The sequence below is a fragment of the Foetidibacter luteolus genome, assembly GCF_009650435.1.
Classification (GTDB): Bacteria; Bacteroidota; Bacteroidia; order Chitinophagales; family Chitinophagaceae; genus Foetidibacter; species Foetidibacter luteolus.
In genome coordinates this window covers 19,848-33,582 of the sequence record NZ_VVIP01000028.1, presented here as the reverse complement: position 1 = coordinate 33,582, position 13,735 = coordinate 19,848, and the positions used below count along the sequence as shown (strand labels likewise).

Genomic DNA, 13,735 nt, shown 5'->3' with positions numbered 1-13,735 from the left:
CGTAGAGAAGGGCGGGGGATGAGGTGGGGCAAATTTAGTGGATTCGCTTACATTTGCACGCATTCTTAACGTTAGTTTCGCAGGCTTAGTATGAGGTGTGGATTTTTTGTGGACGGACTGTCCCGAACCTTCGGGACTGCTATGAGGCTTCCGTTGTGTCACTCACTTGTACGTTCTGTTCGCTACGCGGCATTGGGTAACAGGTTTCAGTTGCTCAATGTTGTTTTGTTCAAAGTTCAATGTTGGTGGCTGTTGTGCAGCGTTATTAGGTGGCTTGCAACGGCCCTGATCCGGGCTGAAAAGATGCCCATTGAACAGAACGATGAAGTGCTTGCGACGCAAGGGACGATGCCACGAAGTACTTAGCTGGTATCTAAAAAATGTTCAATGTTCAGATGTTCCATGTTTAATCAGGAGACGACAGAACCTTGAACCTTAAACTTTGAACAAAAAACAAGCAATAAACAGTTTGATGGAATACAATTTTCGTGAGATAGAACAGAAATGGCAGCAGCGCTGGAAAGATACAGATGCGTATAAAGTGCCAAATGAGAGTGACAAGCCAAAGTTTTATGTGCTGGATATGTTTCCTTACCCCAGCGGCGCCGGGTTGCATGTGGGCCATCCGCTGGGTTATATAGCCAGCGATATTTATGCCCGCTTTAAAAGGCTGAAGGGCTTTAACGTGCTTCACCCGATGGGTTATGATGCGTTTGGCCTGCCTGCTGAGCAATATGCGATTGACCATGGTGTTCACCCTGCCGTGAGTACCGAACAGAATATTGCCAACTTTCGCAAGCAGTTAGATAATATCGGCTTTTGCTTCGACTGGAGCCGTGAAGTGCGTACCAGCGACCCTAAATACTACAAATGGACGCAATGGATATTCCTGCAACTGTTTAAAAGCTTCTACAACAGGCAAACAAATAAGGCAGAATCTATTGATGCATTGGTTGCCGCTTTTGAGAAAGAAGGAAATACCAACCATCCGGTTCCCAATGATAAATTTCAGCTACCGGTAACGGGCAACCTGCAACCTGCCACCAGTAACCTGTTTTCCGCTGAGGAATGGAATGCCTTTGATGAATTTACCCAACAGTCTGTTTTAATGGAATACCGCCTGGCTTACTGCGGCTATGGCGAAGTAAACTGGTGTGAAGCATTGGGTACTGTATTGGCTAATGATGAAGTAGTGAATGGTGTTAGTGAACGTGGGGGGTATCCTGTTGTTAAAAAGAAACTGCGTCAATGGTACCTGCGCATCACTGAATATGCAGACAGATTGCTGGAAGGTCTTGAACGTATTGAGTTTAGTGAGGCGATGAAGGAAATGCAGACGAACTGGATTGGGAAATCAACAGGTGCAGAAGTAAGCTTTGAAATCAAAGATGCCAGCTCTAGACTGGTTGTTTATACCACAAGGCCCGATACCATATTTGGAGTTGACTTTATGGTAGTGGCACCGGAATTGGATTTGATTAACCGAATAAAATCTGCAGCCCAATCTGCCGCTGTTGACGAATACATTGCCTACGTTAAAAGCCGCAGTGAGCGGGAGCGTATGGCGGAAAAAAAGATCACCGGTTGTTTTACCGGCGCTTATGCCATCAATCCTTTCAATGGCCGGGAAATACCTATCTGGATAAGTGAATATGTATTGGCCGGTTATGGCACTGGTGCTATCATGGCCGTGCCCTGCGGTGATGAACGTGATTTTAAGTTTGCGAAGCATTTTAATATACCCATCACGAATATTATTGGCGACTACTTCAACGGTGAGGAAGCTAACCCTACCAAGGATGCAAAGCTTACCAACAGCGACTTTTTGGATGGCATTGTAATGCGTGATGCAATTAGTATAGTTAACAAAAAGATTGAAGAACTGGGCATCGGTAAGGCGAAGGTTAACTACCGTATGCGTGACGCGGCATTTAGTCGCCAACGCTATTGGGGAGAGCCATTTCCGATTGCGTGGAAGAATGGAATTGCCTATCCATTGGATGAAAGCGAACTGCCACTGGAATTACCAAAGGTAGATTCTTATTCCCCCGGACCGGAAGGAGAGGGGCCATTGGCCAACATTAAAGATTGGGTCCTCATCCCCGACCCTTCTCCACAAGTGGAGAAGGGAGCCGTTGGTGCAGCCAACGTGCCAAAATACAGAGTTGCTTCACCTGTCCAGTATGAAAACGCCAAAGCAAACAGGAAGGGTCATACGGAAGCTGAACATGCTTTGTGGGAAGTATTGCGTGATAGCAAACTGGGTGTGAAGTTCAGACGGCAGCATCCTATTGATGCTTATATAGCTGACTTTGTCGCCCTGCAACAAAAGCTAATTGTTGAGGTTGATGGTGGTTATCATGAAAATGAGGAACAAAAATTATACGACGATAACAGGACAAAAGTGCTGGAAGAGATTGGCTTCAGGGTAATCAGGTTTTCTAATGATGAAGTATTGGAAAATGTTTTTGCAGTAAGGGATAAGATTAAGTCGGAGCTTACAAAGCCTACCCCATCTCCACTTGTGGAGAGGGGGCAGGGGGTGAGGGAAACGAACACCATGCCCGGTTATGCCGGTAGTAGCTGGTATTTTCTGCGCTATATGGACCCGCATAATGATGCCGCTTTCTGCGACCGTAAAGTAAGTGATTACTGGGGCCAGGTTGACTTATACATTGGCGGTACAGAACATGCGGTAGGCCATTTGCTTTATAGCCGCATGTGGACAAAAGCTTTGTTTGACCTGGGGCATATTGGCCATGATGAACCGTATAAGAAATTGGTAAACCAGGGGATGATACAGGGGAGTAGCAGGTTTGTGTATAGGGTGCAAAATGCAGGCATATTTCCTCCTGACACGGATATCTCACAAATTGCTCCAATTTATATTTCTAAAAATTTTGCGGATAAAATCAGTGAGGGGGATAGCACAAGTGTTGAATATTTAAAAAAGAAAATTCAAGAACTTGACTTGGATTTGCAGATTTCTTTGCATGATGAAGGAACACTTCCTTTCAATGCCATACATGTTGATGTGAATATTGTAGATGGCGTTGAACTAAATATGAATTCTTTTAGAAAGTGGAGGCTGGATGATAAAAAGGCTATTTTTATTTGCGAAGATGGAAGTCTCAATACTCCTATATCTGGAAAGGATGATTCTGATGTCAACTCAGGCAAATACATCTGTGGTGTTGAAGTTGAAAAAATGTCCAAGTCTAAATTCAACACAGTAAACCCGGACGACCTCGTTATCAAATACGGCGCAGATACCTTCCGCATGTATGAAATGTTCCTTGGCCCGGTAGAACAAAGCAAACCATGGGACACCAAAGGTATTGAAGGCGTACACCGTTTTCTGCGTAAGCTGTGGCGTTTGTTTTATGATGAATTGAAGGGACAGGTTTGGACCAATGATAAAGCCACTGATGCCGAATGGAAAATACTGCACAAAACCATAAAGAAAATTGAGGACGACACGGAGCGTTTTTCTTTTAATACGGCGGTGAGCGCCTTTATGGTTTGTACCAATGAACTGGCTGACATAAAGTGCAACAAACGCGAAATATTAGAACCGCTGTTGATATTACTTACGCCGTATGCGCCGCATATTGCGGAAGAACTGTGGGGCCTTTTGGGTAATACCGGCAGTATACTGGATGCAAGCTTCCCTAAGTTTGAGGCCAAATACCTGGTAGAATCTGAGAAAGAATACCCGGTAAGTGTTAATGGTAAACTACGCACAACGCTTAAGCTGGCACTGGATGCCACACAGGAGGAGGTAGAGCAAATTGCCCTGGGCAACGAAGTGGTTCAGAAATGGCTGGATGGCAAGCCGCATAAAAAAGTGATTTATGTAAAGGGCAGGATGATTAATGTGGTGGCGTAGGTAAATGAAGTTTTTAATAAACGGATGCGGGGCGGAAGCGCTCCGCATTTTTAGTATATGGTGAACAAGACTTTGTTACACGCTTTGCATGCTAAAGTGATGATAGAATTGGAAACCAAAGTCGCCATTATAACCGAACGATGAAGTGCTTGCGACGCAACGATGCTGCTACGAAGTACCCTCGCTGGTATCCAAGTTTACTTCAGCACCCTTAGGCTTTTCCTGTTGTTATCACTAATGTATTCCACAAAATAAACGCCCCGTGCAACTGATTTGGCGCGGTTAAAACTTACGCTGTATTGCGAACCCGCCACGGTGTTAAGCTCAACGGTTTCTATTATTTTTCCCGACACCGTTACCAGCCTGAACGTGGCTTTGCCGGTTTCAGGGGCTTTGGCGTAAACGGTAAGGTTGTTGTTGAATGGGTTAGGCGCCGCCATCAGCCAGTCTGTAAGTACCGGCCCATTCTTTTTAACGGTAATGCTGCGGCTGCCAGTATAATCTGTGTAACGTACGGTATAATTGCCGCCGGGCAGGTTAAGCAGGCTGTTGAAAGAGGAATCGTACACATCTTCTTTCTCGGTGGCAAAGTGCAGGGTGGCCAACACGGTGCCCTGCGGGTTCAACAGTTCAACAGTGGCGGTACTATCCACCCGGCCTGTAAAACGTACATCAATAGTGGTGGAAAAAACCGCCGGTGTTACCCAAAACCAATCTTCGCCATACTGCTCCGTATTTTGGCGGTGTTTCAACAGCCGGTAGGCGGTTTTCATATTGGGTATGCCATAGCCAAAGCGGTTATCAGGCTTGTTATGTTTGTCTGCACTGCGGTAAACAGCGTCCAGTATGTCCATGTTATTGTATTGCGGAAAAGCCTGCCACAAACAGGCCACCAACCCAGCAAGGTTAGGGTTAGAGAAAGAAGTTCCGGAACCAGTTACCGGCCCCTGCGGGCCCGCTATTACCGTACCTGCACCCACTGATACCACGTTGGGCTTAACTTTACCGGGATAGCCATAACTGCTGAAAGAGGCTATTTGCCCGCTGCTGTTTACCGCGCCAACGGCACAAACGCTGTCTGCATCGGCGGGAAAAATAATGTACTTCCACGAGCCGTTACCTTCGTTGCCGGCGCTGTTCATTACAATCATGCCTTTTCTGCAGGCCCATGCCGCACCCTGGCTAACCATGGTGCTGTTTTTATAAATATCAGCATAGCTATGGTCAAAGCGGCTGTCGTCAAAAGTGTAGTAGCCCAGCGAAGAAGATATCATGTCCGCCCCGGCGCTATCCGCAAATTCGGCGGCTACCACCCAGTTGTGTTCCTCAATGGGGTATTCGCTGCCACTTCTTTCGCTGCGCAATAGCCAGAAAAAAGCTTCCGGCGCCGTGCCCACCATTTGCCCGGGCCAGTTGGCGGCAATGGTACTAAGGCAAAACATGCCGTGAAAATCATCTTCGTTAACACTGTTGTCAAAGGCTACAAAATCTTTTTCGCCCAGCATGTGCCCCTTCATCAGCATGCTGTCAAATGCGCCTATTGATTTATAGCTGTTAAAGCCCGCATCCAGCATAGCAATGGTAACATCCTGGCCGCGAAACCCTTTGTTGTGCAAAAACTCGCCTTCGTGTATATGTACCTGTGCGTAAGAGTTGCTGTAACTGTAAAAATCATTGGCGCCCGTTTGTTTCTGTGTTTTGCGCAACGGGTAAGTTGGCTCGGGCTTCTTCTTGTTGCCGGCTTTGCGGTTGCCGATATCCTGCGCCGATTGCACAAAAGGCAATTGTTTTATTTGTTGCAGGCTGGCTTCATCGCTGCATTCAATGAGTGCCTGGTTTAGCCAGCGGGATGTACTGAGCACTTTTACGTTGGCAATCGCGGCCAGGCCTGTTACATAAGCTGTGTTAACAGGCAGGTCGCTGCTGTCTATGGGTATGTTGTGTTTGCCTCTTCTTGCAATGGCCTTTTCAGAAAGGTAAGCCGACGGGCTGCTTACATCAAAGCTGCTGTTGTGCTTATCCGTAAACCTCACAATCCATTTATCGTATTGAGAAAAAGTAACTGTTACGCACCATACCAATATTACCGTTAGAATTAATTTTTTCATTGTTTGCTTAAGCTGTAAAAAATAAACAAAGAAAATTTTTATGGGCCCGGCGCAGGAACATGAATTTGGCTTCCGTTGCGTCGCACTCTTGTACGTTCTGAACATTATTCACCAGCATTGCGTACAGATATTGTGCTTTTGTTGGCTGTTCAATCATCTGTACTCAACAAGGTTAAGCCTTATGCCATAGCTGTTATCAGAAAAAGCCGGCGTTGGGTTAAGCTGCCATGTCCAATGTAAAAAATCCTTATATACCAACCCTATGCCTTTTGCATATACTTCAACTGAATAATTTCTTTCATGAAACAATTCTGATGGGTCGAATTCCGTATCAGGAGAATTTTCATCCTGTTGTAAAATGGTTAACGTATTATTCAGCGTACCGTTTAATACTGTATAAGGTTCGTTGATGTTTTGGTAAGCATAATCCCAGTTATGCAGGTAGCGCACCGGCGAGTTGGCCGAAGCGGTTTCTATATATGTATTGCCTTTCCAGGTGCTTTCCGCGTTTACGGGGGCTTTCAGCTTTATGAACCGCAGGTTGTCTTCGCTTACTTCGATAGCGTTTTCTGCCATGGTAATAAAATAGGTGGAAACATATTGCCAGCCTTGCTGAAACAAAGTGTCTGTTGTATAACGGTAAACCCGGTAAGATGTTCTGTCGGTATTGTCCAGGAATTCAGACTCAATGCTGTCTTTGGCCATGTACGACCTTGTGATGAGCGCTGTGCCAAAAGGAGGGATTACGGTAGAATCAAGCCGGTAAATAAACACCTTACCCGGCTGTACCGGATAATATTCTTTAATATCCGGAAGGGAAAGGGTGATGGATTGTTTGGAACACCCGGTACAGAAGATGATAAAAAAAGCCGCGTAAATAAGATATTGTTCAAGTCGCCTCATTGTTCTGGAAATTGCTGTAAGTTATTTTACATAACGAAGAGTTCCAATAAAAAGATATGCGGAAAGGGTAAAATGCTGCATAGAAAGATTGTTGTGTGCCATTTTCGGGCGCCCAACAAAGGTTTACACAGGCAGGGTGTTTTCGTAACTTCAACACAGAAAATTAAGTGATATGGTAATCGAAAGAACAAGCAAAGAAATAATTATCAGGCTTCCATCATACGTTGACATAGAGGGGCTTCAACGTTTAGTTGATTGCCTGGCCTATAAAGAAGCGACTGCCAAATCAAAAGCCAAACAATCAGACGTTGACGCTTTGGCTAAAAAGGCTAAAGAAGGTTGGTGGGCAAAAAACAAAAGTCGCTTTGTTAAATGAAAATTGTAGTTGACACAAACATCATTTTAAGCGCACTATCAAACTCAATGAATTTTTAATGACAAATGCAGCAGTGCTTAGGAACTGGCAATTTTTAAACGCCGCTACATCGCCTATACAGGTCATTAGAGGAAACCGGGCAGGTCGCTGCCGCGCTTAAGATTAATAAGGGAAAAAATCAGGTACATTGTTGTGAATACTACTCCTGTCCAGAATATAAAGCGGCCATGTTTCCGGCTTCTTTCATTATAAAGAAAAACAATGCTGCCATCGGGCAATGTTTTCTTGCCATGCATTAATGACCAGCCGACAAAAATACCCATTGAGCAGGCAATCAAGCCCCATAGGGAAAGTACACGCCATATCGTTATCAATACCGAAAACAATAAAAAACCATAGCCCCATGTTGCCCAGCTATTCAGGCCGTCTTCCGGTCTCGACAAATTGGCTAACCTCTTTTCTTTAAAGTTATCAACCGCTTCATCGGTAATGTGCATGCCCCTTTGGGTTAAAAGTTGCCGGGCCAACACATAATCAATTGTGCCCCACTCATCAGGTTTAGCTACAACTTCAATCAATTCTGTATCAGAAAAAGAATAGAGATAGTAATCCTCGTCTAGTAACGCTATCGATTTCATAGCGCTTTCCGCCATAAGATGATGCGCTGTTTCGAAATCCTGAAAATTGATTTTTACTTGTATGTTTTTGTCGTAATCCTCGCCAACAAAAAATTTGTCCGCAATGCGGGTGTTGTCCTCAATCATTACGGGTATATTACCGGTTTTCAGCAATGCAGCGCATACTTCTGCTTCACGCATGTCAGAAAATCTTTGAAACACCCTCCAATCCTGCATAGAATATTGTTTTCACAATAATACGTAATAGCGTAAAATAAAAGTTCTCATTAAGCTGCCATGCCCAATGAGAACTTTCAGCATTCATCATTACGATGATCAGTAGCCTCCGCCGGAACCGCTTCCATTACCGCAGCCATGGTCGTGCGAACCGTTATTGGTTTCGCCGCTGGCCGTAGTGGTGGATGTTTTGGCTGTTTCAGTTTTGGCTTTTTTGGGAGCACAGGCGCCTTTTTTGCAACCGCCTGTTACAGACACAGCAACGATGAATAAACCAGCCATGCATAGTAAAGTTATTTTCTTCATGGCGTTCATTTTTTTGTGAAGTAAAAGTTAACGCTCTTTTACCGCAATTCCTTGGGTTGGGGCGAATTAATTTTTTTTGTGGTTGGCTTATGGTGAGTGGTGAATAGTGAATGGTGAGTGGGGGTTTTCCCTTCTTCATTCAACATTCCTTGTTCCTTGTTCGATATTCTCATCGTGAATGGTGAGTGGTGAATCGTGAGTGGTGGCTTTCCCTTCTTCATTCAACATTCCTTGTTCCTTGTTCGATATTCTCATCGTGAATGGTGAGTGGTGAGTGGGGCTTTTCATTCTTCATTCAACATTCCTTGTTCCTTGTTCGATATTCTCATCGTGAATGGTGAATGGTGAGTGGGAGCTTTCTCTTCTTCATTCAACATTCCTTGTTCCTTGTTCGATATTCTCATCGAATGGTGAGTCGCAAGCAGAAAGAACATATCGTCGTACATTTTATAGCTTACATAACCGCGTTTTACCAGCAACAATAAACATTATCTTAGCCGCTTAATAACGATGGTATGAAAAAGTATTTTACAGCCATAGCCGTGCTCTGTACAATCCACTTGTTTGCCCAGCAAAATATGACGCCCGAACTGCTCTGGGGCCTGGGCCGGGTTAGTGGCAGCGGCATTAGTAAAGACAAACAGTTTGCCATTTTTACCGTTGGCGTACCCGATGTTGGCCAGAATAAAATCATCACTAAAACCTACAGGATTGCTATTGCCGGTGGCCCGGCTGTTGAAATAACCAATGCAGACAGCCTGAAAGGCAACGACCGTATTTCACCGGATGGTAACTACATCATCAGCAGCGAAGGGGTTAAGCTGAAAAATGTTTACGGCAGCGACTTTTACCCATCGCTTACCAAAAGCAATGTACAGATTTATGAAACGTTGAACTACCGCCATTGGGATACATGGGAAGACGGCAAATTTGACCATGTGTTTTTTGCCCCAACCGGCGGAAGCAGCATTGCTAAAAAAGATATTATGCCGGATGAACCTTACGATTGCCCGCAGAAACCTTTTGGCGGCGACGAAGATTTTATATGGAACCCCGACAGTAAACATATTCTTTACGTTACCAAGAAAAAGTACGGCACAGCTTACGCCGTTAGCACCAATACAGATTTGTATGAGTACGATATTACTACCGGCACTACCAAAAATCTTACCGCCGAAAACAAGGGTTACGATGTAAGCCCGGCCTATAACAGCAAGGGCAAGCTGGCATGGCTTCAGATGAAAAGAGATGGCTATGAGAGTGACAAGCAGGACATTGTTGTGTACGATGGCATAAGCAGGCAAAACCTTACCGCGCAAAGGGATGACATACATGTAGAGAGCTTTAAGTGGGGTACCAACGACCGGGATATTTTCTTTATAGCCCCGGTTAATGGCACGATGCAGTTATTCACGGTGAACTATCCCGGCCTTACCAAAATGATGCCCGTGATAAAGCAGGTAACCAAAGGCGATTATAACGTAAAAGCCATTGTTGGCCAGGCCGGCGATACGCTTGTTGTGGCCCGTGAAGATTTTAACCACGCCGCCGAATTATACACTGTACTGCTGAAGGATGGCAGCATGCAGCAGTTAACACATGTAAACGACAGTAGTTATAACAGTATTGCCGCCAGCAAAACAGAGCGCCGTTTTGTAACCACCACAGATAATAAAAAGATGCTGGTGTGGGTTGTTTATCCGCCGGGTTTTGATGCCGCAAAAAAATACCCCACACTGCTATATTGCGAAGGCGGGCCTCAATCGCCGCTTACGCAGTTTTATTCTTTCCGCTGGAACCTTCACCTGATGGCATCCCAGGGGTATATTGTGGTGGCGCCATGCCGCCGTGGCATGCCGGGCTTTGGCACTAAATGGAATGAGGAGATAAGCAAAGACTGGGGCGGCCAGGTGCTGAACGATTACCTGGGCGCTATTGACGCACTGGCCAAAGAGCCTTTTGTAGATAAGGCCCGCCTGGGCTGCGTGGGTGCAAGCTTTGGCGGTTACTCGGCATTCGCGTTGGCTGGCAAACACAACAACCGGTTTAAGACTTTTATCGCTCACGACGGCATTTTTGATTTCAGGAGCATGTATGGCACTACCGAGGAACTATTTTTTGAAAACTGGGAAAAGGGCGGCCCTTACTGGGATAAAACCAATGCAGTTGCGCAGCGCTCCTTTAGCCAGAGCCCCAGCAATTTTGTTGATAAATGGAACACGCCCATACTGATTATCCAGGGCGGTAAAGATTTTCGCGTATGTTTTGAGCAGGCGCAGCAGGCCTTCCAGGCGGCGCAACTTAAAGGCATCAAAAGCAGGTTCCTGTATTTTCCTGATGAAAACCATTGGATATTAAAAGCGCAGGACGCACTGGTGTGGCAGCATGAGTTTTTTAAATGGCTGGATGAAACGTTAAAGTAAAAAGTTACAGGTAGCTGGTTACAGGTGGTTGGCTATCTCTTCAAAAACCGTCCGCTCAGTATTTTTTGCAGTACCTCGTCTTTGCTGGTGCGGCTAATGGGTATGTGGTGTTGCCCTATAATTATTTCATTGCCTTCTATGCCATCAATTTTGTTAAGTTGTATTATGTAAGATTTGTGCACTTTAATAAAGCTTTCCGCCGGCAGGTTTTCTTCAACGCCCTTAAAAGTCAGGTAGGTTACATATTTTTTGTCTTTGCTGTAAATGGTAACATAGTTCTGCAACGCCTCCACAAAAAGTATATCGCTGTAAAACAGTTTTACCAGCCGGTTATCAGCTTTTATAAAAATGTAGTCATTCTCTTTAGGTGGCAGCGTAGCTAATGGTGAATTACTCCCATGTGTTTCCAGGAAATCTTTGGCTTTCATGGCCGCTTTTAAAAAACGGTTGAACGAAATGGGTTTTACCAGGTAATCCAGTACATCCAGCTCAAAGCCATCCAGCGCATATTGCGGGTATGCCGTTGTTATTATAACCAACGGATGATGTTGCAGGTTCTTTAAAAAGTCAAGCCCGGTAAGTTTGGGCATTTGAATATCAAGAAACATAAGCTGAATGTCGCTAAAGTTGTTTTCCATCAACTTCAGCGGAGAATCGTATTCACCGGCAAACTGCAGAAAAGCCACATCCTCCATATATTCCCGCAGCCCCTTACGGGCAAGCGGCTCATCGTCTATAATAATGCTGTTTATTTTCATGCAGCTAAAATTTATGCGGATATATAATCGGCCTTTGGCAAAAGAATCGATGCTCACTGCCCCTTGATTCACCATTCACCATTGACCATTCCCCATTATGGTACCAGCGGCAGTATTTCATGGCATCGGCTGTTGCGTCGCAATCCGTTCATCGTCTGGTTCATTGGGCAACTTTTCAGCCCCATATAGATAACGCTTCTGCCACCACTGGTGGCAGAAGCGTTGACACTTATACCTGCAACTGTAACACTACATTAAAGTGCTTTCCGCCGTTTTTAATAGTAAGGTTGTGCTTACCCGGGTATAGTAACTCCAGCCTGCGCTGAACATTTTTCAGGCCTATACCGCCAGGCTCCTGTGTTTGTTTTTTATCGGGCTCACAGGTGTTGTTTACCGTAAACAGCAGCGTTCCGTTTGTATGGCGCATGTCAATACTTACTTCATTGGGCTGGCCATTGTCAAAATGGGAGAGGTGTTTAAACGCGTTCTCTACAAACGGCATCAGCAGCAGAGGTTCGATAGTCACGCCCTTTAACCCCGGCGCCCAGTAAAAATTTACGGAGCAGTTTTCATTTCTCAGCCGCTGCATGGCAATATAATCTTCCAGGTATCCCAGTTCCTTTTCAATGGAGGTTTTATTGCCATTGCATTCATACAGTTGGTAGCGCAGCATACCGGAAAATTTGTGCAGCGCATCCCTTGCGTCTTTGTTCTTTTTGTCAATAAGAAAATATACAGAGTTAAGTGAGTTAAAAACAAAGTGCGGGTTAATCTGCGACTTTAAAAAATTAAGCTCCGCTTCTGCATTGGCCTTTGCCATTTCGCCCATTTTCTTTTGCGCCCTGGCATAATCTATCAGCAGCTTAAAGCCTGCGCCGGTGCTTACCAGCAGAAAATGCGGTATCACATTGTCATAAAACCTCACCTTAAACCTGGTGAACAGGTTAAACAATTGCGGGTTGTGCATCAGTTGCCCTTCCAGGTACATCTTAAGCCAACTGGAACAGAATACCAGCACAATAAAGCTAATGGCAAACAACACATACCTCTTTTTATAAAGCAGTTGAGGTATCAGCAGGTAGTTGGTGAGGTACACCATAAAAGCCAGGTCTGCCACTTTAAGCAGTGTAATGGTAAAAGCCAGGCTTTTGTCATGAAAGTCCTCGTAGCGAAAAAAATACCACAGACCCAGCAACGCCAGCCAGAAGATAAGGTGGTGGAGTTTGTAACGCGTTATGGTATTCATCAGCTTCATAAGCCAAAATAAATGTACAAAATCAGCCGGGTAAATACAGTTACATGAAAAGTATGATTGGCTTGATGTACCGCTTGTATTTAAAAGGCAAAGCCATATCAGTGCAATGCTTTTCGTCAAGCGGATGGTGCCATAGCTGTAAATTATTTTGGCTGCCGCGGCACCATCACCAATTTACAGCTTTAAAGTAAGTGATATGAAAATGCCTCCATACCTGCTTAGCCCGTTACTGTTTATTGTACACGCAGCCTGCGCCCAGCCTGTAAATGAAGAAGCTATTACCAAACAGGTAGGCGGCCCCTGCGAAGGCTGTGAAGCTATTTATGAAAACGACACCCCCTTTAATAAGCTGCCGCACATTCTTTACCTGCCTGGCTATGCAGAGGCAGGCCCCAGGCTGCAGGTGTACGGTGTTGTGTACAAAGCTGATGGTAAAACCCCCGCGCCGGGTGTTGTATTGTACCTGTACCATACAGACCAGCAGGGTTATTATTCAACCAAAGGAAATGATAAAGGCTGGGGCAAAAGGCATGGCCACATACGTGGCTGGCTGCGTACCAATGAAAAAGGCGAGTACAAATTTATTACGCTTAAACCCGCCGCTTATCCCAACAGAAAGGCGCCGGCACATATACATGCCACCATTAAAGAACCTGGGTTAAATGAATACTATATTGATGAATATTTGTTTGATGACGACCCCTTGCTAACACAGGAAGAAAGGGGGAAACAACCCGGAAGGGCAGGTAATGGCATTCTTGTTACAAAAGACAGCTCCGGTATACTGGTGGCCAGGCGGGATATTTATTTGGGTAGGAACATACCGGGCTATCCAAAATAACCAGGGCAATATTTTCCTGTAA

The 13,735-nt window shown here is 45.1% G+C and carries 10 protein-coding genes; 4 read left to right on the top strand and 6 right to left on the bottom strand.

Annotated features, from left to right (window positions below; translation table 11 throughout):
• Positions 1 to 472 precede the first annotated feature (472 nt).
• Positions 473 to 3,889 carry a leucine--tRNA ligase gene (locus tag F0364_RS29145; RefSeq protein ID WP_235921031.1) on the top strand — a complete coding sequence of 1,139 codons (3,417 nt, stop codon included), beginning with the start codon at positions 473 to 475 and terminating at the stop codon, positions 3,887 to 3,889.
• A gap of 197 nt (positions 3,890 to 4,086) precedes the next feature.
• On the opposite strand, the gene F0364_RS07775 is transcribed toward F0364_RS29145, so the two are convergent.
• Both F0364_RS07775 and F0364_RS07770 read right to left on the bottom strand, forming a co-directional pair.
• A complete protein-coding gene (locus tag F0364_RS07775) occupies positions 4,087 to 5,997 on the bottom strand; it encodes a S8 family serine peptidase (protein WP_207632563.1) in 1,911 nt (636 codons plus the stop codon).
• A 153-nt stretch (positions 5,998 to 6,150) separates the two neighbouring features.
• The gene (locus tag F0364_RS07770; RefSeq protein ID WP_153797206.1) at positions 6,151 to 6,900 is read right to left on the bottom strand and encodes a hypothetical protein; all 750 of its coding nucleotides are present in this window, start codon (positions 6,898 to 6,900) and stop codon (positions 6,151 to 6,153) included.
• 172 nt (positions 6,901 to 7,072) lie between these two features.
• Here F0364_RS07770 and F0364_RS07765 point away from each other — a divergent pair, with 172 nt between their 5' ends.
• Positions 7,073 to 7,276, top strand: a complete 204-nt coding sequence (locus F0364_RS07765; protein ID WP_153797205.1) for a hypothetical protein — start codon at positions 7,073 to 7,075, stop codon at positions 7,274 to 7,276.
• Between the two features lie 125 nt (positions 7,277 to 7,401).
• Here F0364_RS07765 and F0364_RS07760 read toward each other — a convergent pair whose 3' ends face one another.
• Together F0364_RS07760 and F0364_RS07755 are read right to left on the bottom strand one after the other, a co-directional pair.
• On the bottom strand, positions 7,402 to 8,130 hold the full coding sequence (locus F0364_RS07760) for a hypothetical protein (RefSeq protein WP_153797204.1): 729 nt from the start codon (positions 8,128 to 8,130) through the stop codon (positions 7,402 to 7,404).
• A gap of 99 nt (positions 8,131 to 8,229) precedes the next feature.
• Entirely contained in the window at positions 8,230 to 8,436 is a 207-nt protein-coding gene (locus F0364_RS07755) for a hypothetical protein (RefSeq protein ID WP_153797203.1), read from the bottom strand.
• 515 nt (positions 8,437 to 8,951) lie between these two features.
• On the opposite strand from F0364_RS07755, the gene F0364_RS07750 reads away from it, so the two are divergent.
• Positions 8,952 to 10,859: a S9 family peptidase gene (locus tag F0364_RS07750; protein WP_153797202.1), complete on the top strand. Its 1,908-nt coding sequence runs from the start codon at positions 8,952 to 8,954 to the stop codon at positions 10,857 to 10,859.
• A 32-nt stretch (positions 10,860 to 10,891) separates the two neighbouring features.
• Here F0364_RS07750 and F0364_RS07745 read toward each other — a convergent pair whose 3' ends face one another.
• Positions 10,892 to 11,617, bottom strand: coding sequence for a LytR/AlgR family response regulator transcription factor (locus F0364_RS07745; protein WP_153797201.1), 726 nt, complete (start codon positions 11,615 to 11,617; stop codon positions 10,892 to 10,894).
• Between the two features lie 229 nt (positions 11,618 to 11,846).
• Positions 11,847 to 12,872 carry a sensor histidine kinase gene (locus F0364_RS07740; RefSeq protein ID WP_153797200.1) on the bottom strand — a complete coding sequence of 342 codons (1,026 nt, stop codon included), beginning with the start codon at positions 12,870 to 12,872 and terminating at the stop codon, positions 11,847 to 11,849.
• Positions 12,873 to 13,068: 196 nt separating this feature from the next.
• On the opposite strand from F0364_RS07740, the gene F0364_RS07735 reads away from it, so the two are divergent.
• Complete coding sequence (locus F0364_RS07735; protein WP_207632562.1) at positions 13,069 to 13,713, top strand: dioxygenase family protein; 645 nt, start codon at positions 13,069 to 13,071, stop codon at positions 13,711 to 13,713.
• Positions 13,714 to 13,735 lie beyond the last annotated feature (22 nt).

Bases quoted from the DNA above. Each gene is read 5' to 3' on its own strand.
- F0364_RS07755 (WP_153797203.1), bottom strand. From the start codon at position 8,436: ATGAAGAAAATAACTTTACTATGCATGGCTGGTTTATTCATCGTTGCT.
- F0364_RS07775 (WP_207632563.1), bottom strand. From the start codon at position 5,997: ATGAAAAAATTAATTCTAACGGTAATATTGGTATGGTGCGTAACAGTT.
- F0364_RS07750 (WP_153797202.1), top strand. From the start codon at position 8,952: ATGAAAAAGTATTTTACAGCCATAGCCGTGCTCTGTACAATCCACTTG.
- F0364_RS07735 (WP_207632562.1), top strand. From the start codon at position 13,069: ATGAAAATGCCTCCATACCTGCTTAGCCCGTTACTGTTTATTGTACAC.
- F0364_RS07765 (WP_153797205.1), top strand. From the start codon at position 7,073: ATGGTAATCGAAAGAACAAGCAAAGAAATAATTATCAGGCTTCCATCA.
- F0364_RS07740 (WP_153797200.1), bottom strand. From the start codon at position 12,872: ATGAAGCTGATGAATACCATAACGCGTTACAAACTCCACCACCTTATC.
- F0364_RS29145 (WP_235921031.1), top strand. From the start codon at position 473: ATGGAATACAATTTTCGTGAGATAGAACAGAAATGGCAGCAGCGCTGG.
- F0364_RS07770 (WP_153797206.1), bottom strand. From the start codon at position 6,900: ATGAGGCGACTTGAACAATATCTTATTTACGCGGCTTTTTTTATCATC.
- F0364_RS07745 (WP_153797201.1), bottom strand. From the start codon at position 11,617: ATGAAAATAAACAGCATTATTATAGACGATGAGCCGCTTGCCCGTAAG.
- F0364_RS07760 (WP_153797204.1), bottom strand. From the start codon at position 8,130: ATGCAGGATTGGAGGGTGTTTCAAAGATTTTCTGACATGCGTGAAGCA.